Origin of the sequence: Ruegeria profundi (assembly GCF_020171505.1) — a bacterium.
Classification (GTDB): domain Bacteria; phylum Pseudomonadota; class Alphaproteobacteria; order Rhodobacterales; family Rhodobacteraceae; genus Ruegeria; species Ruegeria profundi.
This window is the reverse complement of sequence record NZ_JAIUZS010000001.1, coordinates 65,328-86,860: the sequence shown is the minus strand read 5'-3', so window position 1 is coordinate 86,860 and position 21,533 is coordinate 65,328. Positions and strand designations below refer to the sequence as shown.

Below are 21,533 nucleotides of genomic sequence, written 5' to 3'. Positions count from 1 at the left end.
CAGCAACAAAACCTTCACTAACTTGTCGCAGAACCTCAGGTATCAAAAAAGATCAAAGCCCCTTAACGCGATCAAGCAGATCACCCTATCATTCGGTTTCGTTCCGACTGGCTTTCGTAGTGCCGCTTGAGCCTTTGTAATGCGATCCGCAGCACGATCTTGCCTGAACGCGCTGACCAGCCCATGCGCTTTTCAGCAAGCTCCAACCCCTCAAGATAGCAACAGCACCGCAGCGCCACGTCGCTTAGCCCCGGACCAAGATCCGACAAAGCGTGCTCAACGCGTTTACGTGCATCTGAGGCCCCTTGCCCGCCGTGCGAGTCGGGCCCGAAGCTGCCGCGCCCGCCTGCTGTCAGGAAGTGATCCCAATTCTGCGCGACCTGAGGGCCGATCTGCGCCAGCTCGAAATCCTCGCGCAACCGTTCACCTGCGGCTACAAGCGTTTCATCCAAAAAGGGTTTGCCATCGCGGTCGCGCCTGCGTGCCAATGCGATCAACGGGCTTTCCGCAGCGTAGTAGCGAATGCGTCTTGACCGCTGTGAGTTTGCTGTCACGCTGTTGCCTTGCGCAAATTGCGACTGAAACGGTGTTTGTGCCTCGGACATGCCGAACTCATTGCGTGCACGCGCTTTGTTTTCGTCATCCGCGATCAATTGGCTGAGTGCGGAACGCCCCGATGACGAAATCCGATACCTTGAGATACGACCGGGATTGTCACAGGAAATCCAGTCTTTCAGGGCCAAAGCCTGCGCGATCCTGCAATCTACCACCGCCGTTCTGGCTGTACCCCCCTCGCCCAAGTCGCGTACGACCACAGCCTTGTCCATTTCTTCGGCGACCGCCAGGACCGCCCCTGTTTCGCACAATCGTCGCAGAATCCGCAACGCCTCGCGGTTGAATTCCTCGTCCTTTGCAGCGGCGGATTCTTCCTGTGTCACATGAAACGTGCTGCCCAATGCGGCTGGTGTTTCGGCAAAATGCTCTTGGGCTAAGGACTGCAGCGCGGCATCCACCAACGGATCGTCCCGGCGTGTTTCTATGCGCCTGATCTGCCTGAGTATGGTCGAAGCATGGCACCCTGCTGATCGCGCAATATCGCGGATCGATTGGCCGGTTTCCGTGTGGGCAAGATATCTTTGCGCCCCCTCTGGTACCCAAGCCGGAATGGTGAAAGCCTCGTTGTTTTGCATGATTACTTGCCCTTGTCGACCCAACAATCTGTTCTCAATCGCCCCCGGTAAATTTGTTAACCAATTCTAACTAGAGTCGCGTTCGTTACTTGTTCGTTAACCCGCGGAGACAAGTGCCAGATTTGTCTCAAATTCATAAACACTCATGAAGCCAGAGTGCGGCGCGATCCCAATCAAGGCAACACCCGTTTAGGTTGTGCAACATATAGGGGTAAATTCACTCTGACTAAGGAACCCCGAAATGCAGGACCTGATGACAATGATTACGACCCTTCGCCGCCCCCGCCTGTTGGCACGGGCTGCAAAAATAGGGGCGCAGGACTATGATCGGGATCGGTACCTACAACGCATTCTCGGCTACGGGTCCATGCCCTCTACCGGTTCGGCGCTGGTACGACTGTTGGAAATGGAACGAGAGGTCAACGCACAGCGTCTTGAGGAGGATGCAGCCTATTCGCTGGTCCGTCATCTTGATCTGCTGATCGCGTTGCTGGGCGAGGCGCGGCTGTTTCAGGCCAGCCGCGCCGCGCAGTATCAATGATCAGGTGAAGGCATCCGGCATGGATGCTTTCTTTTCCGCCACGTATTCGTGCAATGCGGCATTGATGGCCGGGTCGATTTGCGGCTGCTGATAATTGGCCAGCAGACGCTCGACCCGCGCGGCGGCCAGTTGCCGCGTGTCGCGCGCGCCTTCGTCTTCCCAGGTTTCATAGGGCTTGTAGTCCAGCAAGTCTGTTTTCCAGAATGCTTCCTTAAAGTTCGCCTGAGTGTGGGCGCAACCAAGATAGTGACCGCCCGGGCCAACCTCGCGGATCGCCTCCATAGCCTGCGCGTTTTCATCGTAGGCCACACCTTTGGCCAAACCATGCAGAACGCCCAACTGGTCGGCATCCATGACAAACTTCTCGAAATCGGCAACCAGACCGCCTTCGAGCCACCCGCACGAGTGCAGCATAAAGTTGACACCTGCCATCAGCCCCATGTTCAGCGAGTTCGCCGTTTCATAGGCGGCCTGCGCGTCGGGCAGCTTTGATCCACAGAACGAACCCGCCGAACGGTATGGCAGGTTCAGGCGACGCGCCAACTGACCCGCGCCATAGGTAATGTGCGATGCCTCGGGTGTGCCGAAAGTCGGCGCGCCGGAGTTCATATCGATCGAGGTCACAAATGCGCCGAAGATCGCAGGCGCGCCCGGGCGGATGATCTGGCTATAGGAAATGCCCGCCAGCACTTCGGCCAGAACCTGCGTCAGCGTTCCAGCAACCGAAACCGGGGCCATTGCACCGCCGACAATAAACGGTGAAATGATGCAGGCCTGGTTGTTTTTCGCATAAACCTCAAGCGCCCCCATCATCACGTCGTCAAACGTCATCGGAGAGTTGATGTTGACCAGCGAAGTTATCACCGTGTTTTCTTGAACGAAGTCTTTGCCGAACAGTATCTCACACATCTCAACCGAGTCCTGCGCCCGGCTGGGATCTGTGACCGACCCCATGAATGGCTTGTCCGACAAGGTCATGTGCGCCATCAGCATATCCAGATGACGCTTGTTCACGGGTATGTCCGTAGGCTCACAAACGGTTCCGCCCGAATGGTGCAGCCATTTGGACATATACGCCAGTTTCACGAACTTGTTGAAATCGTCCATGGTTGCATATCGACGACCGCCATGAATATCGCGCACGAAGGGCGGACCATAAACCGGTGCCAGAACAAGGTTTCGGCCACCGATAACAACGGATTTCTCCGGGTTACGGGCGTGCTGGGTGAACTGACTGGGGGCGGTTTTGATCAGCTCGCGCGCCAGTCCGCGCGGAATGCGCACACGCTCACCATCAACATCGGCGCCGGCATCCTTCCACCGCTTAAGGGCATCCGGATTGTCGACGAAGTTAACGCCCACCTCGGCCAGAATGGTCTCTGCGTTGGTTTCAATAATCTCCAAGGCTTCTTCGTTCAGAACTTCGAAATTTGGAATGTTCCGTTCGATGTACTTCGCCGTTTCGATGCGAACTGCGGTGCGCTCGGCGCGGCGGGCGGCGCCACCGCCGCCTCTGGCTCTGCGCCGGGTGTTAGCCTCTGCCATGAGAAAATCCCATCTGATACTTCGTTTGGAGGTTGTGTTACAGGACTGCGCCACGCGCCAGCATATGATTTACGGCGCTCTGGGGGGAAAAGCGACATGGGCGCAGCATCTCCAAAAACTTTGACCGCCATGAGCACTACGGGCATGATAATGCAATGAAGACCCAAGATCAGGCAACATCGCCATCTGAAACTGTGCGCACGACCCTCACCGCGGCCGAGATCGGTGCTGTCGCACATCTGTACCGCGGAGAGGTGTACCGGAGCACATTGTGGCGTACTCGACTGGACACAACGACGAACTGGGCCGTTGTTACGCTGGGTGTCGCGCTGTCGATCTCGTTTTCTTCCCCTGAAGCTTCGCCGCTGCCGTTGGTATTGGTGGGCGTTTTAATCATCCTGTTTCTGATGCTTGAGGCGCGGCGCTATCGATACTTCAACGTCTGGCGTGCGCGTACCCGGTGGATGGAGACACATTTCTATGCACCCATGTTGATGGATGGCGATCTGCACATGGAAGAAAACTGGCAAAAGGTGCTTGCTCAGGACTATTTGCATCCAAAGTATCACGTCGGGTTCTGGGTTGCTGCCGGGCGACGCATTCGCAGAAATTACCTGTGGATTCTCATCATTCAGGCATTGGCGCACATTGGCAAACTGGTCGTTCATCCAACTCCGGTAGGGAGTTTCCGCAATTTCATTGATCGCGCGGATATCGGGCCAATTCCGGGCGAAGCCATCATCGGCATTGGTATACTTTACGTCGGATCGTGGAGCGCCCTTGCCATCTGGAGCTATCGCGTCGACCTGCGCCGCGCCGCAGAGCGCGGAACGTCGAGTTCGGATTCTATGGGTTGAACCCGGTCAAAGATCTTTTCGCATTGCGACCGAGTTTGCGTCGACCTCCGTCTGAACCCAACCAAGATGCGAATAGATCGCACGCGTGTCCAGCATCAGGCGATGGGTGCGCAGTTCCATGTGGCTGCAATCACAGTCTTTTGCCACGTCCTCAACTTTCGCCAGTAGCTGTGCGGCAATCCCCTGCCCTTGCGTCTTTGGCGAGACGGCCAAATTGATAACTTTCATCGCCGTGTTTTTTCTGGCGAATATCACCACGCCTACCAATCGCTCACCTATGCGGGCCAGAAGCACGTGGTGATCCGCAATCTCCTGCGCGATGCCTGCCGTCACATCGGGCAGATCATCTATAGTTTCCCGCGCCTTGGCATAAGCCGCAGATATGCAGTCAACTATCGCCTCGACGTCGTTCTGCGTTGCATCCATGAAACGAATGGCCGACATTCTTCATTCTCCCTCAGCATTGCGCTGAAAACGCCCTCATAACGCTTGCACATACCCGCCACGCGACCTAAGAGCCAGTCATGAGCCAGACATCCCATGACCGCCTTCTCATCATCGACTTCGGCAGCCAGGTGACGCAGTTGATTGCACGTCGCCTGCGCGAGTTAAACGTATACTGCGAAATCCATCCCTATCAGAATGTCACGATGGACTTTGTGCGCGACATGGCGCCCAAGGCCGTGATTTTCTCGGGCGGGCCGGACAGCGTCACGCGCGAAGGATCCCCGCGTGCTCCGCAAGAGATTTTTGATTATGGCGTGCCAATCCTTGGTATCTGCTATGGCCAACAGGTGATGATGCACCAATTGGGCGGCAAGGTCGAAAGTGGCCACGGCACGGCTGAGTTCGGTCGGGCATTCGTCACTCCCACCGGTGATCTGGACATCCTGAACGGTTGGTTCGCCGACGGAAATGAACAAGTCTGGATGAGCCACGGTGACCATGTCAGTCAAATCGCTCCGGGGTTCGAGGTGTTCGGCACCTCGCCAAATGCGCCCTTTGCAATCACTGCCGACACGGACCGCCATTTCTATGCAGTCCAGTTCCACCCCGAGGTGCATCACACACCCAAAGGCGCAAAACTGTACGAAAACTTTGTCAAACTCGCCGGTTTCAGCGGTGACTGGACAATGGGTGCTTACCGCGACGAAATGATCCGCAAGATCCGCGAGCAGGTCGGTGACAAAAAGGTCATTTGCGGCCTGTCCGGCGGCGTCGATAGCTCGGTCGCGGCGATCCTTATTCACGAGGCGATCGGGGATCAGCTTACTTGCGTATTCGTGGACCACGGCCTGTTGCGTAAGAACGAAGCACAGGAAGTCGTCGGCATGTTCCGCGACAACTACAACATTCAGCTCATTCACGCCGATGAAAGCGAGTTGTTTCTGGGCGAACTAGACGGCCAATCCGACCCCGAAACCAAGCGCAAGATCATCGGCAAGCTGTTCATCGACGTGTTCCAGAAACATGCCGATACGATCGAGGGGGCCGAGTTTCTGGCCCAAGGCACACTCTATCCGGACGTAATCGAGTCTGTGTCGTTCTCGGGTGGTCCGTCGGTCACTATCAAGTCACACCACAATGTGGGTGGTCTGCCCGAGAAGATGGGGCTGAAACTTGTTGAACCCCTGCGCGAGCTTTTCAAGGACGAAGTGCGTGCCTTGGGACGCGAGCTTGGCCTGCCCGACAGCTTTATCGGCCGCCACCCCTTCCCCGGACCGGGGCTGGCGATCCGCTGCCCAGGCGAGATCACGCGTGAAAAGCTGGACATTCTGCGCGAGGCGGACGCGATCTATATCGACCAAATTCGCAAACACGGTCTTTATGATGAGATTTGGCAGGCTTTCGTGGCAATTCTTCCGGTTAGAACCGTCGGTGTGATGGGCGATGGGCGGACTTATGACTATGCCTGCGCATTACGTGCCGTCACGTCCGTCGATGGCATGACCGCCGACTACTACCCGTTCAGCCATGAATTCCTTGGCGAGACCGCCACGCGCATCATCAATGAGGTCAAGGGCATCAACCGATGCACCTATGACATCACTTCGAAACCTCCGGGCACGATCGAATGGGAATAACTATAGCGTGGCTTCGTCGCGACATTGTTTGTTTAAACCCCGCCAGAAACCCATAGATTGCACTTCGGATTCCCGAGTGCCCCTAAGGCAGGAAGATGGACAGTAGCAAACCGCAGATTGGCAAGGCCGCGCTTTGGATGACCGGGGCGATTGCCTCATTCTCCTCGATGGCCGTTGCTGGTCGCGAGCTCAGCGTAACGCATGACACGTTCGAAATCATGTTTTACCGCAGCTTGGTGGGCATATGCGTCGTGGCCTTGTTTCTGACGCTGACACGGAAATGGACGCAGGTCTCGACACATAGGTTAGGGCTTCACGGAATTCGAAACTTGATTCACTTCACGGGACAGAACCTTTGGTTCTACGCCGTGTCCGTGATTCCACTGGCACAGGTTTTTGCGCTGGAGTTTACCCAGCCGATTTGGGTTATTCTGCTGTCGCCGCTTTTGTTAGGTGAACGGTTGACCTCGGTACGGGCTCTTTCCGCGCTGATCGGTTTCGCCGGTATTCTGATCGTTGCAAGACCCGGCGCTGTCCCTTTGAATGCTGGCGTTCTGGCTGCGGCACTTTCGGCGGTTTTCTTCGCTCTTACAACGATTTCCACAAAGAAATTGACCCAATTTGCCAGTATCGGCTGCATTATGTTTTGGTTAACTGTTATGCAAGCGGTCCTTGGGCTGATCGCCTCGGGCATCGACGGACAGATTGCTCTGCCGACACTTAATACAGCACCCTTCCTTATACTTGTCGGTCTCGCGGGCCTGTTGGCGCATTACTGTATCGCGAACGCTCTGGCCATCGCCCCGGCAACCGTGGTTGTCCCGTTCGACTTTGCCCGCCTGCCCACAATCGCGGTGGTCGGCATGATTCTGTATCAAGAACCGCTGGATCACTGGACGCTTTTGGGGGCCGCGGTGATCTTTTCGGGTATCTTTCTGAACGTCCACGCCGAGAATCGTAGCAGATTAGCAACAGATTCGGGCCACACTCACCGCTGATAACGCACCGTCACTAGTTGACGGTAAGGTAAAGCTTGAGAAAGTATCGAGCACGAAAGACAAGGTCGATCATCACCACTCGGATTATCGGACCGAACTTACAGGACAAGTTTAGGGAGGACATAATGAGAAAAGCGCTATTGCAGGCGTGCGCACTGAGCGTTGGGGCAACAGGAGCGTATGCGGGCGGACTAGACCGCAGTGGTCAGGGCGTCAACATTCTGTTTGAAGAGGGAAGTGTCGTTCAATTGCGTCTAGGTTACGTAAACCCCGACGTGAGCGGTGAACAGAACGGCGTACCGTCAGGGAATGTGACAAACGACTTTTTCACACCTGGCTTGGCTTATAAACATTCGTTCAGTGAGCGTGTGGACTTTGCTTTGATCTACGACCAACCGTTCGGCGCAGATATTGAGTATCCTACCGACTATCCTCTGTCTATCAACCCAGTTCCGCCTGCCATCGGCGGTCGTACCGGTGTCTTGGCCGCGACAGCAGACGTCGATGCGATTACCGCACTTCTGCGGTACAAATTCGACGGTGGCTTCAGTGCTATCGGCGGCATTCGTGCTCAACGTGCATCGGCAAACGTTACTGTACCTATTGTGGCAGGGTACGAGTTTGACGCCGACGCTGAGACCGATTTCGGTTATGTCGTAGGGGTAGCTTGGGAACGGCCCGAGATCGCCGCACGCGTGTCGCTGACATATAACTCAAAGATCACACACAAGTTTTCGTCAACGGAATCCTTCAACGTTGCCAATCCTCCAATCCCAGCCGCGCTCGCATCATTCGAAGACACGACCGAAGTCGAAACACCCCAATCGGTCAATCTTGATTTCCAAACTGGCGTCGCTCCAAAAACGCTTCTTTTCGGTTCCATCCGCTGGGTTGACTGGCCTCAGACTGTTTTGGCACCAGAGCAGTATGTAGGTATCGTCGGCGACAACCTAGTTGACTACGAAGACGAAACCTTCACCTACACTTTGGGCTTGGGTTACCAGTTCTCAGAAGAATTCTCCGGCGCGGTATCAGTAGGCTATGAAAGAGATACCGGTTCGATCGTTTCAAACCTTGGCCCGACCAATGGTTTCTGGAGCCTTGGAGTCGGCGGCACATACTCGATTGAAAACGCCCAGATATCGGGCGGTGTACGCTACACCGATGTTGGCGACGCGACCACCACTACTGGTGGCGAATTCAGCGGCAACAGCGCGTGGAGCGTTGGTTTCCAGATCACCTATTCTCTGGGCTGAACCAAACTCAAGTAAAACGTCAAACCCCGCCCAACCGGCGGGGTTTTTCTTTTAGCAAGTTCCGGGTCGAATAGTTGTGCCAACAATGCAAAGACGGGGCATGGCTGCACAAAAACACTTATCCCCAAACGCTTGGGTCGAACTTCTTTTGCTGGGTATGATCTGGGGCGCGTCGTTTGTGTCGATCCGGATCGCGCTGGATACGATTCCGGTGATGACATCGGTGTTACACCGCGTCTTCTGGGCCATGCTGGTGCTTTGGCTGATTGTATTTGCCAGAAGATTGGTCATTCCACGCAGTCCACGCGTTTGGGCGGCTTTTTTGGTTATGGGGCTTCTGAATAACGCGATTCCGTTTTCCCTGATGGCATGGGGGCAGCTTTACATCGAAGTTGGCCTGACCTCGATCCTCAACGCGATGACTGCCATTTTTGGAGTCGTCACAGCAGCGATTTTTTTCAAGGATGAACAACTGACCCGATCACGAGCGATAGGTGTCGCGCTTGGGTTTCTCGGGGTCGTGATTGCGATTGGGCTGCGCAATTTCGTCTCGTTCGACCTGCAGAGCATGGCTCAGCTTGCCATAATTGTCGGTACCATATCCTATGCGCTGGCCGGAGCGTGGGCGCGGGTAACCCTGTCTGATCTGCCCCCTGTGGTGGCCGCAGCCGGGATGCTAACCGGTTCAACCATTTTAATCCTGCCGCTCACTCTGATTGTTGATGGAGTGCCCAGTCTGGACCTGCCCCTGATCACATGGTCGGCGATTGGCTACTATGCCCTCATCGCAACGGCTGGCGCCTATCTGTTGTATTATCGCGTTCTGAAAATGGCCGGAGCGGGCAACCTCTTGCTGGTCACGCTGATTATTCCACCCGTTTCCATCGTTCTGGGCGCAGTTCTGAGGGATGAGACCCTTCCCCTGCAAGCCTATCTGGGTTTCGCAATCCTCGCGCTGGGTCTGCTGACCCTAAACCGCTCAAGTGCCCGAGATTGACCTCGCCCGCTGCCCGTTTTAGCTAGGTCGGAAAAAGGGATAGCGGACGATGATTTACAGTTCGGCAAAAGACTGGCGCGATGCGCCGCGTAAGAAAGTTCTTTTCTTTGGTATGTCGGGTCTGGGCAAAACCTATGTGTCGAACGTGCTGCGCGACTCGGGCGATTGGTTCCACTACTCGATCGACTACCGTATCGGCACCCGTTACATGGGTGAGTACATCGCAGACAATGCCAAAGCCGAAGCGATGAAAGTCCCCTTTCTGCGCGACCTCTTGCTGACGGATTCGATCTTTATCGGCTCGAACATCTCGTTCGAGAACCTGACACCGGTAGCAGCCTATCTGGGCAAGCCCGGAAACCCGGCGCTGGGTGGGCTTGAAATCTCGGAATATCGCCGCAGGCAAGAACAGTTCCGGCAGGCAGAAATTCACGCCCTGCTGGATACCGAATACTTTATTGACCGGGCGAAACGCCTTTACCAGTATCCGCACTTCATCTGCGATACGGGTGGGTCGATCTGCGAATGGGTTGAGCCGACAAACCCCTCGGATCATGTTCTGTCTGAACTGTCCAGCCGAACCCTGATGATCTGGTTACAGGGGGATGATGCGCACACGGCTGAATTAATCCGCCGCTTTGACAAGGCACCTAAACCGATGTCCTATCAGCCCGAGTTCCTGACCAAGGCATGGAACGATTACCTGACGCAGAATGCCTGCCGGGCCGAAGATGTTGACCCTGACGCTTTTATCCGCTGGACCTATGCGAAGGCGCTGGCACATCGTCAGCCGCGCTATCGGGCGATGGCGGACAATTGGGGTGTGACAGTTTCTGCGGATGACATGCACAAAGTTCGTGATGCCGCTGATTTCGATGAGTTGATCGAACGCACCCTTGAGACCCGGAAAAACCGCGCTTAACTAACGCTCCTGTATCGTAACATCAAAGGCTTGCTACCTGATGCCAATCAAGATCCCATCCGACCTACCCGCATTTGACGTACTCTCGAAAGAGGGTGTCATGGTCATGGCTGAGGATCAGGCAATGCGTCAGGATATTCGCCCGCTGCGGATCGGATTGCTGAATCTGATGCCCAAGAAAATTCAGACTGAAAACCAGTTTGCGCGCCTGATTGGTGCGACGCCGTTACAGATCGATCTGTCCCTGATCCGCATGACCGAACACCGCACCAAGAACACCGCGGCCGAGCATATGGCCGAATTCTATCGCCCCTTTCAGGAGGTGAAGACCGAGAAATTTGACGGCCTGATTATAACCGGCGCGCCGATTGAGCATTTGGAGTTCAACGACGTCACCTATTGGGACGAAATGCGAGAAGTGTTCGAATGGACGCAGACCAATGTCCATTCAACCTTTGGCGTTTGTTGGGGCGGCATGGCAATGATCAATCACTTCCATGGCGTCAAGAAACACAAGCTGGATGCCAAGGCATTTGGATGCTTTCGTCATGCGAACCTGGACCCTGCCTCGCCGTTCCTGCGTGGGTTTTCGGATGACTGCGTGATCCCTGTCAGCCGCTGGACCGAGATGCGACAGGACGAGATTGATGCCGCAGATGGTTTGGCAACACTGCTGGGCAGCGACGATGTCGGGCCCTGCCTCGTCGAAGACCCGGCGCACCGTGCGCTGTATATCTTCAATCACTTCGAGTATGACAGTGATACGCTGAAACAGGAGTATGATCGCGACATCGCAAATGGCACGCCCATTAACGTGCCGATCAACTACTACCCGGATGATGATCCAAGCAAGACACCGCAGAACCGGTGGCGCAGCCACGCCCATCTGCTCTATGGTAACTGGATAAGTGAAATTTACGAAACCACGCCTTATGACATCAGCCGGATTGGCGTCGAAAAAACCGATCTGAGAGCCTGACGCAGTGATACGCGTCGGCGTCATAGTTCTAACGCTTTTGGTGTTGCTATGGGCAGTCGCAGTCTGGCGCGCATCACGGAACGAAGCCCGCGCTGAGTCGGCCTTTCCACCCGAAGGTCGGATCGTTGACGTGGACGGGCTCGCAGTGCACGCGGTGGTCATGGGTAAAGGGCCGGATGTCGTCCTGATCCACGGGTCCAGCGGCAACACACGCGACATGACGTTTGCGCTGGCGCCAATATTGGCTAAGCGTTTCCGCGTGATCGCATTCGACCGACCCGGATTAGGTTATAGTTCCGGCTTTAACCCCGATGGGGAAACCATTGTTCAACAAGCTGAAATTCTCCAAGAAGCTGCCGCTCTTCTAGGTGCGGAAAAACCCATCGTCGCCGGGCAAAGCTACGGCGGGTCTGTTGCGCTTGCGTGGGCTGTGACACGGCCGGACAATATCTCTGGACTTGTCCTGATCGCACCCGCAGCAATCCCGTGGGAAACACCGCTGGATCGGTTCAACGCGTTGGCATCAACGACGGCCGGGCGTATAGCCGCCCTGCCCCTGATCACCGCGTTTGTACCCGATTGGTACGTGTCCAAAGCCTTGGACCAAGTATTCGCCCCACAATCCGCGCCGGAAGGCTATGCCAGCCATTTCGGTCCGGGCCTATCCATACGGCGCTCTTCGATGCACGCAAATGCCAAACAGCGCGCCAATCTATTGGAAGAAGTACGCGCCTTGCAACCTCGGTACAAAGAAATCGATGTCCCGACCGAGATCGTCCACGGTACAGCTGATGACACTGTTGGGCTGGGCTGGCACTCTCATCGTCTGATTGACGAGATACCCGGCGCCGAGCTTATTGAGCTGCAAGGTATCGGGCACATGCCCCAAGTCGTTGCAGCACCTGAGGTTGCCGCCGCGATCGAGCGCGCCGCACAACGGGCGGGTTTGCGTTAACCCCGCCCCTAATCCATAGTAGGACTTGGATTTTATGGCGAGGTGACACATGGCCCGTTCCGAAAAAGGTTCCATCGAAAAATATTACAAAAAACACGCGCCAAAAGAGGTGCGCCTGGCCATTGAGAAGTCGTCAAAAGACGACATTCTGAATCCTACATATCCTTACAAAGAAAGAATGAAGCGCAAGGACTACGAAAAACAGATGGAGCGTCTTCAGATCGAACTGGTCAAGATGCAATCCTGGGTTAAAGAGACCGATCAGCGCATTGCCATAATATTCGAAGGCCGGGATGCTGCCGGAAAAGGCGGCACAATTAAACGCTTTCGTGAAAATCTTAACCCACGTGGCGCGCCGGACGTGGCGCTTAGCAAACCGTCGGATACTGAGCGAAGCCAATGGTATTTCCAAAGATACATCCCACATCTGCCTGCTGCCGGCGAAATCGTGTTCTTCGACCGCAGTTGGTACAATCGAGGTGTTGTTGAAAACGTATTCGGCTTTTGCACTGAAAAAGAGCGTGAGCGTTTTTTCAGGCAGGTCCTTCCGCTTGAAACAGGTTTCGTCAATGACGGGATAAAACTGTTCAAATTCTGGCTGAATGTTGGTCGGGCGGAACAGTTGAACCGCTTTCTGGCACGCGAAACGGACCCACTGAAGCAATGGAAGCTAAGCCCAATTGATGTTGAGGGATTGAACAAATGGGACGAGTACAGCCAGTCGATTTCGGAAACTCTTACCCGTTCCCACTCGGCATTCTGCCCATGGACCATTGTTCGCTCTGACGACAAGAAACGCGCGCGGTTAGCGGCTATTCGCACAGTTTTGCATGCCTTGGATTATGACGAAAAAGACGAACACGCGATTGGCCCGGTCGACCCCAAAATCTGCGGCGGGCCAGAGATCTGGGATGCATGACTGGGAGTGGACGATCAGCTCTGCACGAATTATGTCCGGACTCCCGAAGGCTTAAACAACAAGGGCACCTGAAACAGGAATGACAAAACGCGGGTATCACCACGGGAACCTGAAACAGGCCCTGATCGAGGCGGCCCTGTCTCTGATCGAAGAAAAAGGCCCAACCGGCTTTACCTTGTCGGAAGCGGCGAAAACAGCTGGTGTAACACCTGCCGCAGTCTATCGTCATTTTCACGGACGCGAGGACCTGATAGCCGAGGCTGCGCGTCAAGGGTTCGAGATGTTTGCGGACCTGATGCAATACGCCTATGACAAAGGGCAGCCCTCGGCCCTGGCCGCGTTCGAGGCGACAGGCCGCGCCTATCTGGCATTTGCCCGAAAGCACCCCGGCCATTACATCGCCATGTTCGAAAGTGGTATTTCGGTGAACCGTACGCCCGAGTTGTCACTTGCGGCGAACCGGGCGAAATCCGTTCTGGAGAAGGCCGCTGCTGACCTGTCTCAACACATCCCGCCCGAAAAACGCCCACCAGCCTCGATGTTCAGCGCCCATGTCTGGGCCATGAGTCACGGCGTAGTTGAGCTATTTGCCCGAAACACCGGCGCGAGTTCTCCCTTTCCGCCCGAAGATTTGCTGGAATCCGGCATTGGCATTTACTTGCGTGGTTTAGGGCTGGTACCGCAAGACGACTGAGGATCAGAACCTGCTTTTTCGCATAGGCACACTCAGACCCGAAGAGACATTAATCAGGTTCATCTCACCCATGCCCTTAATATCCACACGCCCGATGTCCGAGACCTGAAACTCGTCAATCAGCGCGTATTTCATTTCTTCCGGGGCCACGATATGCATAGGGTTTGCAAAGACTTGCAATCGCGCGGCAATGTTCACTGCGGGGCCGAAGACGTCATAGACATATTTCTGTATCCCCACCACTGATCCCACGGCAGCACCCATGCCCAAACCGATCCGGGCTTGCCACTTGTGAGGGTGGCTTTCATTCCTGCGCTCAAGATATCGAAGAAACCGCACGGCGCAATGCGCCACCGCCGTGGCATGGTCCGGTGTCGGATCCGGCATGCCGGAGACGGCCAGATAAGCGTCACCAATTGTCTTGATCCGCTCACACCCGAACTGTTCAACGATACGGTCGAAAGCAGTAAAGATGTCATTCAGTTCACTCAGCGTGACCGTTGGATCAGTTTTGGCCGCAAAATCGGTAAAGCCGACAAAATCCAGCATCACGACCGAGACCTGATCATATAGCTGCGGGGTAACAACGCCGAAGGTCTTGAATTCTTCGTACACGGCGCGTGGCATCAGGTTCAACAACAGGCGTTCCACGCGCTCTTTCTCACGCTCCAGCTCACGCGTGTTGCGTTCGACCATGGTCGAGTAACTGTCGATCATGCTTTCCAACTCGCGGATGCGGGTGATGTTTTGGCATTCAATAACCAGTACCTGCTCGGATAAACCGCTCGCGAGCGAGACAGTCGTCGCCAGGATAAGGGTTCTCCGCTTTGGTTTGATCTGCAATTCAACCGAGTACCGAAGCCCCGATTGCTTCACGTCATCCAGCTCTCGCGAATCCAGAGATGGCAGCAGGTCCAAAAGCGTTTGCCCCTTTTCCGGGGTTCCGAACCAATCACTGAAAGGCCCATTTTGAAAAACAAAGCTAAAATCCGAGGCCCGCACAACCGCAACCCCGACCCCTATCGCACGAAGTAATTGTTCATTTATGGCGAGAATGCTCATGCCGCGTCACGGGTGACAATGATCGAGCGTTTTGACTCGATTGCGTTCAGCGCGGTCTTAATATCTGGGCCCTCCATCCCGTGAATGGACAAAGCTTCGGTGAAAAGCTCGACCATTTCGTCAAAATCGGCATGCGAGATGTTCAGATTTCGATGGACCGCCTCAATCCTTTCGTCGCTGAAAGACGCAGGCCCCCCAACCAAAGAAGAGACGAACTTGGTTTGGTGATCTATTAGGCGCGGAATGTCGATATCTTCAAAATGGCCGCCGATCTGGTCAGAATCCAAGGCCATTTCATAGAATGTCATCACGATCCGGCTGATCGTTTTGAACCCGCCGTATCTTTCGTAAATTGTCTGACCCACGCCGCACACCTATGCGTTAATCACAAACAACACTATGAGTTTATATCAAAAGAGCAAATTTGTTAACGCTTGCACGCAGTTTAGCTGAAGAAAGCCCAGTTGCATGCAAAACGGTTGGGATGACTAGTTCAAACGCCTAAATCATCGGCGCAGGGAATAAACCCGATAAAACCGCCCTGCGCTTTCAAGCGAGATTCGCCACCAGCGCGCCAATACAGCTTGCGCCGAGCGGCCCGCAACTCGCGCCGAATTCGGAACCACATGGGTCCTTTGTCCAAGCCACTATTGGTTTTCTGATCTTGCGACCTCTCGCTGATCTTGACGGGCTCTGCTGTTTGGTCTTGCTGCTTCGACCAAATCACCTGCACCCCAACAGCCGGGAAACACTGATATATTTTCCAATTTGGGCGCGGCAGAGAAATAAAGTCGTCAAGGTGGTCCGAATATTTCTCTGACCATGACAACAGTTTGCGACACGCCGCTTGCGTCACAATGTAAGCAGCCGAGCTGGGTGCCATTTCAAGCATCGGCCGAACCGGAACATCCGCGATGCTCTGCAACGGACCGAACCGCATAGAGCGCGGCGAGTAATCCAGCTTGATAAGGTCGAAATCCGCCCCATTGCTTAACAGCGCAGCGATGACCGCCCCGGACTCAGCAGACATTTCCACGTCATCTTCAAAAATGGCGACAGCTTTCAACCCCTGATCAACGACAGTTTGCCAAAGCGCACGATGACTTTCGAAACAGGCGACTTCGCTTTGCGTCAGGCCCCAACGCGTGCCGGTTCCCGGAACGTACCCGTTGCCGTCCAATGCGCCGGTCTGCTGCCCGTCGACTGCGCTGAAACGCTGCGCGCCGACTAATCCGGTCAGAGTGAACTGATCCTGCATAAACGCGGCCCGTGCAGGGACCCGATCCAGGTTGATAAAATACACACCTGTTTGCGATGGCAGATCGTATTGTCCCACGGCACGTCCTTTCAAACACTGTCGTCAGATACACATCGCCAAACCGGACAATCAACCCCACCAACGGCAAAGTCAGCCCTGATTCATAAGATCACGGACCAAGGCTGACTAATTATCGACCGGTTAGATCAGGCACTGATCGTGTTATGTTCGGGTCCATAGGGGAACCTGGTGATATTCTCTGCGCCATTTTCGTGCACAACAAGAATGTCATGCTCTCGATAGCCACCAGCACCGGGTTCGCCCTCGGGGATCCACAACATCGGCTCGATCGACACAACCATGCCGGGCTCAAGAACAGTGTCAATATCCTCACGCAGTTCAAGCCCGGCCTCGCGACCGTAGTAGTGGCTTAGAATTCCGAAGGAGTGACCATAGCCGAACGAACGGTATTGCAGCAGGCCCTCCTCCGCGAAAAACCGGTTGATCTCGGCGCAGATACCCGAACAGGTTGCACCCGGTTTAATCAGACTCAGACCCAGCTCATGCGCAGCGATATTGGCCCGCCAAATGCGCAGGCTTTCCGCGTCGGGTTCGCCCAAGAACAGAGTCCGTTCCAGAGCCGTGTAGTAGCCCGAGATCATGGGAAACGTGTTCAGCGACAGGATATCGCCCTTTTGCAGCGCGCGTTTTGTAACCGGGTTATGCGCACCGTCAGTATTCAGACCGGACTGGAACCACACCCAGGTGTCCCGGTACTCAGCATTCGGATAGGCGCGCGCAATTTCCGCCTCCATCGCGTCGCGTCCGGCCATGGCGACCTCAATTTCCGTAGCGCCCTCGCGAATAGCCGCGTGAATGGCTGCGCCGCCAATATCCGCAGTATTGGCACCACCCTTGATCAGATCAATCTCTTCCGTCGATTTCACCATGCGGGAGGCCATCGTGTCGGGTGCGATATCCAGCAGTTCCGGCCCGCCCAACATGTCCAGCGCGGTGTCGCGCATAGCCAATGACATATGGTCAGCCTCGATCCCTATGCGTCGAGCCGACCCCAATAGGCTCCCAACAGCGCGCCAGTAATTGTTCCGCTGCCAGTCGGTATAAATCACGTTCTCCCCGACCGAGCGCCGCCACGGCTGTCCCGCGTCGATATTCGCGGACACCGTGGTGCAGCTGTCCTGCGTCACGACACATCCATAGGGTCGGCCAAACGCGCAATACAAAAAGCCCGAGTAGTAAGCAATATTGTGCATCGATGTTAGCAACACCGCCGGGATATCGCGTGCCGCCATCGTAGCGCGCAGGTTAGCGAGACGCCGTGCATATTCCGCTTTGCTGAAAGGCAAAGGCGCCTTGTCGCCATTGTGGCGCGTGAAAAATTCCGGGCGATTGTTCAGGTCGATCATCTGGTCTCTCCTCAATGCCGGACAGGCACCGCCCGGCCACAAGTCCCGGCGTTCAGGACAAGCGGCCTCGGGAACCGAGAGCCATGCACTCCGCCCTTCGCCACGACGCCATCGTGGCCGGGATGCATGAAGAAATCGCTAGATCACCTTGCGAGTCGCGTCAAGCCGGGCTGAGACCACGCAGACGTTCTGACCGACGCCGCAGCAATTCAACTGTCGTCAGCAGCGCGATCGAGATCACCACAAGGATAGTTGCAACCGCCAGAATGGTCGGGCTGATCTGTTCACGAAGGCCGGTAAACATCTGCCAAGGAAGTGTTTTCTGGCTGGCAGAGCCTACAAACAGAACCACCACAACCTCATCAAACGAAGTGATAAAGGCAAACAGACCGCCCGAGATCACACCCGGCAAAATCAGAGGCATCTGGATTTTGAAGAACGTACGAACCGGTCCTGCGCCCATATTGGCGGCAGCCCGTGTCAGCGATTGATCAAACCCGACAAGAGTGGCCGTTACAGTGATGATAACAAACGGAATGCCAAGAACAGCGTGCGCCAGAATAACCTTGACGTATCCGACAAAGTTCTTGTCCATCCCCAGCGTTCCTTCAAGAAAACGTCCGATGTCACTGTAGAAAAAGAACATACCTGTGGCCGAGATAATCAAGGGAACGATCATGGGCGAGATAAGGATACCCATGATGGCCCGACGCCCCGGCACGTGCGATTGGCTTAGGCCAATGGCTGCAAGTGTTCCCAGAGACACAGAGATAACCGTCGCAATCGGCGCAATGATCAGCGAGTTCTTGAAGCTACGCTGCCACTCATTGTTGGTAAAGAAATCCTCGTAATGCTTTAGCGAATACCCTTCAGGGTCCAGTCGCAGCATTTCGGGCGTAAAGGTAAAAAAGTCCTGTGCGTTGAAGGATAGCGGCAGAACGACAAGGATCGGTGTTATCAGGAAAACGAAGATCGCTCCGCAGACTACGCGGAACAAATAATGTCCGAAAACCTGACGACCGGTCAGATATGGCAGCAGTTTCTGGCGATAACGACCCTCGTACAACCAGAAGATAAAGAAGGCAAAGAACCAGCCGACCAGCAGCCCGATGACCAATCCAGTGAATCCGGCAAAGAAATATCCAGCCGCCGCCAGTCCAAGGATCGTAATCCAGCGTGCAACGCGTTCATTGTCGAGCACCGCGATATAGACCCAAGCAAGTCCCGCCATCAGAACCGCGCCCAATAGGATGCCCAGCAGGACATTGCCCTGCCCGGCACCGACAAACATGCCAACGAACCCTCCGGCGATGGCAACTGAAGGCAGGACCATAGACAGCGGCTTGCGGGATATTGGTGTGAGTGCAGCCATGATCTTTACCCTAGTTTAACGTTATCGATGCCGACAATCTTGTCGTAACACCAGTAAAGCAGGAGAACGACCGCCAGCAGGATCGTCCCCAAAGCCGCCGCCAATCCCCAGTTCAGTGAAGACGAGATGTGGTACGCGATCCGGTTCGAGATAAAGACACCCTTGGTGCCTCCCACAATCTCGGGCGTGATGTAGTAGCCGATGGCCAGAATAAACACGAGGATCGATCCGGCCCCTATGCCTGGTATGGATTGCGGGAAGTAGATCCTCCAGAACGTCGTCCAGTTTGTTGCGCCCATCGACTTGGCCGCGCGAGTGTAGGATGGCGGGATCGTCTGCATCACAGAATACATTGGAAGGATCATGAACGGCAGCAGGATATGCGTCATCGCTATGATTGTACCGAACTGGTTGTTGATGATTACAAGCCGCGCATCATCTGCAACAAAGCCTAGCCAGACCAGAGTTTCGTTTATCACCCCTTGTTGCTGCAGCATGACTTTCCACGCGGATGTTCGTACCAGAAGCGAGGTCCAGAAGGGCAACAGAACCAGGATCATCAACAGGTTCGAAACCCGCATCGGCAACGTCGCCAATAGATACGAGACCGGATAGGCCAGCAAAATACAGGCACCAGTAATGACAAGAGACATAAACAGTGTACGGCCAAATAGTTTGACCAGAATCTGCTTATCTTCCGGCTGCGCCCTTGGCCCCTCGGGCGTGCGGCGCATGTCGATGGCATTCAGGAAATAACCATTGGTGATTGGAACCGCGTGCGTTTTGATCGTACGCCAAGTCTCAACTTCACCCCAGCCTTCGTGAATATCTATCAGCTTTTCTTTGAACGGTGCATCAGCTTCGGGGTCCAAACGTCTGATGTTGCGGCCAGATTTACGGAACATCGAAGACATACCCGTTTCTTCGTAGTTCAAACGCGTACCAAGCCGTGTATGTTCTTTAGCCTCAACAGCAGCAATCATGTCTTTTACGAAAGCCGCATACAGTGCTTCGTCCGGCAGTTCCCCGCTGTCAGCATCCCAGTTTCTAAGCTCGACCACTGTCAGTGGGAGTGTCTCGGAAACAATACCATTCTCAACTGATCGGAACAGCATCGAAACAATCGGGATCACAAACGAGAGCAAGACAAACAGCAACAAGGGCGCAATCAGGGCCAGAGCCCGAACTTTGCGACGTCGCAATGAACGCGCCAGCGATTTTTTCAGAGGCGTGCCATCCGCGGCCAACATCGGGCCGGATTGAGTAGCGTCAGTCATCTGCGTCCCTTGATTTTTGGTGGGTAGGGGCCAAGATAGGCCCCGACCGTGCATTTAATTACCGGCTTATTGTGCCAGCCACGCCTGGAATTTGGCGTCGATATCGTCGCGATAGTCTGCCCAGAACTCGTAGTTGTAGAGGAACGTGTTCTTCGCGTTGTTAGGATCAGTCGGCATATGCGGAGCCATGTCGATACCAAGCTCAGCGTGCTGACCTACCAATGGTGCCGACGACGCACGTGCCGGACCATAGGAGATGAACTTGGCCTGATCCGCCAGACGCTGAGTGTCGGTTGCGAACTTAACGAACTCTTTGACACGCGCCAAACGCTCTTCGCTCAGACCGGCTGGAATGATCCAACCGTCAAGGTCGAACACCTGCGCGTCCCAGAGCATTTCGAACGGCTGGTCTTGCTCTTCAATCGCCGAGAACCAACGGCCATTGTAGGACGTGCCCATAACAACTTCGCCATCGGCCAAAAGCTGCGGCGGCTCAGCAGCAGCGCCCCACCATACGACCTGATCCTTGATTGTTCCCAGCTTGTCCAACGCGCGCTGCTGGCCCTCTTCGGTCGCCAGAACGTCATAGACATCGTCCTTTGCCACGCCATCACAGATCAGCGCCCATTCCATGTTGTTAATCGGGCGCTTTTCCAACGTCCGCTTACCTGGATAGGTTTCCATGTCGAACATGGCACAGATCGAGTCAGGCGCTGGTGCCCCATCTGGCAGCAGGTCGGGTCGATAGGCCGCCGTTGTCGAATAAACGATCTGCGGAATGAAACAGTCACTGACCAAAAGATCGCCGAAGTCTTCTGATGCCGGAGTACCATCCGGTGCCGCTGCCAGCAACTCGTCCGGGTCGTATTCCATCGCCAGACCTTCGTCGCACAGGCGGATCGCGTCAGCAGCCACAACATCCACCAGATCCCAGGTGATGTTACCGGCTTCGTTCATTGCGCGCAGCTTGGCGACCGCTTCGGGCGAGCTTTCGTCCCAAACGATCGTCAATCCCGGGTTCATCTCCATGAAGGGTTCAGCGTAAGCCTTTGTTTGCGAGGCTTGATATGCGCCGCCCCAGGAAACTAGCGTCATCTCCTCGGCCATTGCACTGCCTGCAATCGCAGCAACCGCACTGGCTAGAAGAGTGGATTTTGTTACTTTCATAGTAAACTCCCTATTACACCCGTTAATTTTAAC

At 55.1% G+C, this 21,533-nt stretch carries 21 protein-coding genes; 11 read left to right on the top strand and 10 right to left on the bottom strand.

Annotated features, from left to right (window positions below):
• Positions 1-80 precede the first annotated feature (80 nt).
• Entirely contained in the window at positions 81-1,190 is a 1,110-nt protein-coding gene (locus LCM21_RS00320) for a DUF6456 domain-containing protein (protein ID WP_224888831.1), read from the bottom strand.
• A 241-nt stretch (positions 1,191-1,431) separates the two neighbouring features.
• Here LCM21_RS00320 and LCM21_RS00315 point away from each other — a divergent pair, with 241 nt between their 5' ends.
• Entirely contained in the window at positions 1,432-1,731 is a 300-nt protein-coding gene (locus tag LCM21_RS00315; RefSeq protein ID WP_224888830.1) for a DUF6477 family protein, read from the top strand.
• Here LCM21_RS00315 and LCM21_RS00310 read toward each other — a convergent pair whose 3' ends face one another.
• On the bottom strand, positions 1,732-3,276 hold the full coding sequence (locus LCM21_RS00310; protein WP_224888829.1) for a trimethylamine methyltransferase family protein: 1,545 nt from the start codon (positions 3,274-3,276) through the stop codon (positions 1,732-1,734).
• A gap of 155 nt (positions 3,277-3,431) precedes the next feature.
• On the opposite strand from LCM21_RS00310, the gene LCM21_RS00305 reads away from it, so the two are divergent.
• On the top strand, positions 3,432-4,133 hold the full coding sequence (locus LCM21_RS00305) for a DUF2270 domain-containing protein (protein ID WP_224888828.1): 702 nt from the start codon (positions 3,432-3,434) through the stop codon (positions 4,131-4,133).
• A 6-nt stretch (positions 4,134-4,139) separates the two neighbouring features.
• Here the strand turns inward: LCM21_RS00305 and LCM21_RS00300 are convergent, their stop codons facing one another.
• Complete coding sequence (locus LCM21_RS00300) at positions 4,140-4,577, bottom strand: GNAT family N-acetyltransferase (RefSeq protein ID WP_224888827.1); 438 nt, start codon at positions 4,575-4,577, stop codon at positions 4,140-4,142.
• A gap of 80 nt (positions 4,578-4,657) precedes the next feature.
• On the opposite strand from LCM21_RS00300, the gene guaA reads away from it, so the two are divergent.
• The 9 genes from guaA to LCM21_RS00255 all read left to right on the top strand — a co-directional run bounded on the left by guaA (position 4,658) and on the right by LCM21_RS00255 (position 13,937).
• Positions 4,658-6,217: a glutamine-hydrolyzing GMP synthase gene (gene guaA, locus LCM21_RS00295; RefSeq protein ID WP_224888826.1), complete on the top strand. Its 1,560-nt coding sequence runs from the start codon at positions 4,658-4,660 to the stop codon at positions 6,215-6,217.
• A 95-nt stretch (positions 6,218-6,312) separates the two neighbouring features.
• Positions 6,313-7,215, top strand: a complete 903-nt coding sequence (locus LCM21_RS00290) for a DMT family transporter (protein WP_224888825.1) — start codon at positions 6,313-6,315, stop codon at positions 7,213-7,215.
• 125 nt (positions 7,216-7,340) lie between these two features.
• Positions 7,341-8,471: an OmpP1/FadL family transporter gene (locus LCM21_RS00285; RefSeq protein WP_224888824.1), complete on the top strand. Its 1,131-nt coding sequence runs from the start codon at positions 7,341-7,343 to the stop codon at positions 8,469-8,471.
• A gap of 100 nt (positions 8,472-8,571) precedes the next feature.
• Positions 8,572-9,468, top strand: a complete 897-nt coding sequence (locus LCM21_RS00280; protein ID WP_224888823.1) for a DMT family transporter — start codon at positions 8,572-8,574, stop codon at positions 9,466-9,468.
• A 49-nt stretch (positions 9,469-9,517) separates the two neighbouring features.
• Complete coding sequence (locus LCM21_RS00275; protein WP_224888822.1) at positions 9,518-10,390, top strand: ATPase; 873 nt, start codon at positions 9,518-9,520, stop codon at positions 10,388-10,390.
• A 40-nt stretch (positions 10,391-10,430) separates the two neighbouring features.
• Positions 10,431-11,369 carry a homoserine O-acetyltransferase MetA gene (gene metA / locus LCM21_RS00270; protein WP_068335104.1) on the top strand — a complete coding sequence of 313 codons (939 nt, stop codon included), beginning with the start codon at positions 10,431-10,433 and terminating at the stop codon, positions 11,367-11,369.
• 7 nt (positions 11,370-11,376) lie between these two features.
• Positions 11,377-12,324: an alpha/beta fold hydrolase gene (locus LCM21_RS00265; RefSeq protein WP_404818113.1), complete on the top strand. Its 948-nt coding sequence runs from the start codon at positions 11,377-11,379 to the stop codon at positions 12,322-12,324.
• Positions 12,325-12,373: 49 nt separating this feature from the next.
• Positions 12,374-13,243, top strand: a complete 870-nt coding sequence (gene ppk2 / locus LCM21_RS00260; protein WP_224888820.1) for a polyphosphate kinase 2 — start codon at positions 12,374-12,376, stop codon at positions 13,241-13,243.
• A 79-nt stretch (positions 13,244-13,322) separates the two neighbouring features.
• Positions 13,323-13,937, top strand: coding sequence for a TetR/AcrR family transcriptional regulator (locus LCM21_RS00255; protein WP_224888819.1), 615 nt, complete (start codon positions 13,323-13,325; stop codon positions 13,935-13,937).
• Positions 13,938-13,940: 3 nt separating this feature from the next.
• Here the strand turns inward: LCM21_RS00255 and LCM21_RS00250 are convergent, their stop codons facing one another.
• From LCM21_RS00250 to LCM21_RS00220, 7 genes are all read right to left on the bottom strand, one after another.
• Complete coding sequence (locus LCM21_RS00250) at positions 13,941-14,999, bottom strand: adenylate/guanylate cyclase domain-containing protein (protein ID WP_224888818.1); 1,059 nt, start codon at positions 14,997-14,999, stop codon at positions 13,941-13,943.
• A complete protein-coding gene (locus LCM21_RS00245; protein WP_224888817.1) occupies positions 14,996-15,364 on the bottom strand; it encodes a group I truncated hemoglobin in 369 nt (122 codons plus the stop codon). Before LCM21_RS00245 ends, LCM21_RS00250 begins: the two co-directional genes overlap by 4 nt.
• A 128-nt stretch (positions 15,365-15,492) precedes the next feature.
• The gene (locus tag LCM21_RS00240; protein ID WP_224888816.1) at positions 15,493-16,335 is read right to left on the bottom strand and encodes a glycosyltransferase family 25 protein; all 843 of its coding nucleotides are present in this window, start codon (positions 16,333-16,335) and stop codon (positions 15,493-15,495) included.
• 128 nt (positions 16,336-16,463) lie between these two features.
• Positions 16,464-17,684, bottom strand: a complete 1,221-nt coding sequence (locus LCM21_RS00235) for an aminopeptidase P family protein (protein ID WP_224888815.1) — start codon at positions 17,682-17,684, stop codon at positions 16,464-16,466.
• A gap of 160 nt (positions 17,685-17,844) precedes the next feature.
• Entirely contained in the window at positions 17,845-19,056 is a 1,212-nt protein-coding gene (locus LCM21_RS00230) for an ABC transporter permease (protein WP_224888814.1), read from the bottom strand.
• 5 nt (positions 19,057-19,061) lie between these two features.
• Positions 19,062-20,333, bottom strand: a complete 1,272-nt coding sequence (locus LCM21_RS00225) for an ABC transporter permease (RefSeq protein WP_224888813.1) — start codon at positions 20,331-20,333, stop codon at positions 19,062-19,064.
• A 66-nt stretch (positions 20,334-20,399) separates the two neighbouring features.
• Positions 20,400-21,500, bottom strand: a complete 1,101-nt coding sequence (locus tag LCM21_RS00220; RefSeq protein ID WP_068335077.1) for an extracellular solute-binding protein — start codon at positions 21,498-21,500, stop codon at positions 20,400-20,402.
• Positions 21,501-21,533 lie beyond the last annotated feature (33 nt).

What these genes read in the sequence shown, in the direction of transcription:
- LCM21_RS00250 (WP_224888818.1), bottom strand. Translation starts at nt 14,999, where the DNA reads ATGAGCATTCTCGCCATAAATGAACAATTACTTCGTGCGATAGGGGTC.
- LCM21_RS00315 (WP_224888830.1), top strand. Translation starts at nt 1,432, where the DNA reads ATGCAGGACCTGATGACAATGATTACGACCCTTCGCCGCCCCCGCCTG.
- LCM21_RS00310 (WP_224888829.1), bottom strand. Translation starts at nt 3,276, where the DNA reads ATGGCAGAGGCTAACACCCGGCGCAGAGCCAGAGGCGGCGGTGGCGCC.
- LCM21_RS00225 (WP_224888813.1), bottom strand. Translation starts at nt 20,333, where the DNA reads ATGACTGACGCTACTCAATCCGGCCCGATGTTGGCCGCGGATGGCACG.
- LCM21_RS00300 (WP_224888827.1), bottom strand. Translation starts at nt 4,577, where the DNA reads ATGTCGGCCATTCGTTTCATGGATGCAACGCAGAACGACGTCGAGGCG.
- LCM21_RS00290 (WP_224888825.1), top strand. Translation starts at nt 6,313, where the DNA reads ATGGACAGTAGCAAACCGCAGATTGGCAAGGCCGCGCTTTGGATGACC.
- LCM21_RS00235 (WP_224888815.1), bottom strand. Translation starts at nt 17,684, where the DNA reads ATGATCGACCTGAACAATCGCCCGGAATTTTTCACGCGCCACAATGGC.
- LCM21_RS00230 (WP_224888814.1), bottom strand. Translation starts at nt 19,056, where the DNA reads ATGGCTGCACTCACACCAATATCCCGCAAGCCGCTGTCTATGGTCCTG.
- LCM21_RS00275 (WP_224888822.1), top strand. Translation starts at nt 9,518, where the DNA reads ATGATTTACAGTTCGGCAAAAGACTGGCGCGATGCGCCGCGTAAGAAA.
- LCM21_RS00220 (WP_068335077.1), bottom strand. Translation starts at nt 21,500, where the DNA reads ATGAAAGTAACAAAATCCACTCTTCTAGCCAGTGCGGTTGCTGCGATT.
- LCM21_RS00255 (WP_224888819.1), top strand. Translation starts at nt 13,323, where the DNA reads ATGACAAAACGCGGGTATCACCACGGGAACCTGAAACAGGCCCTGATC.
- LCM21_RS00285 (WP_224888824.1), top strand. Translation starts at nt 7,341, where the DNA reads ATGAGAAAAGCGCTATTGCAGGCGTGCGCACTGAGCGTTGGGGCAACA.
- guaA (WP_224888826.1), top strand. Translation starts at nt 4,658, where the DNA reads ATGAGCCAGACATCCCATGACCGCCTTCTCATCATCGACTTCGGCAGC.
- LCM21_RS00280 (WP_224888823.1), top strand. Translation starts at nt 8,572, where the DNA reads ATGGCTGCACAAAAACACTTATCCCCAAACGCTTGGGTCGAACTTCTT.
- ppk2 (WP_224888820.1), top strand. Translation starts at nt 12,374, where the DNA reads ATGGCCCGTTCCGAAAAAGGTTCCATCGAAAAATATTACAAAAAACAC.
- metA (WP_068335104.1), top strand. Translation starts at nt 10,431, where the DNA reads ATGCCAATCAAGATCCCATCCGACCTACCCGCATTTGACGTACTCTCG.
- LCM21_RS00305 (WP_224888828.1), top strand. Translation starts at nt 3,432, where the DNA reads ATGAAGACCCAAGATCAGGCAACATCGCCATCTGAAACTGTGCGCACG.
- LCM21_RS00320 (WP_224888831.1), bottom strand. Translation starts at nt 1,190, where the DNA reads ATGCAAAACAACGAGGCTTTCACCATTCCGGCTTGGGTACCAGAGGGG.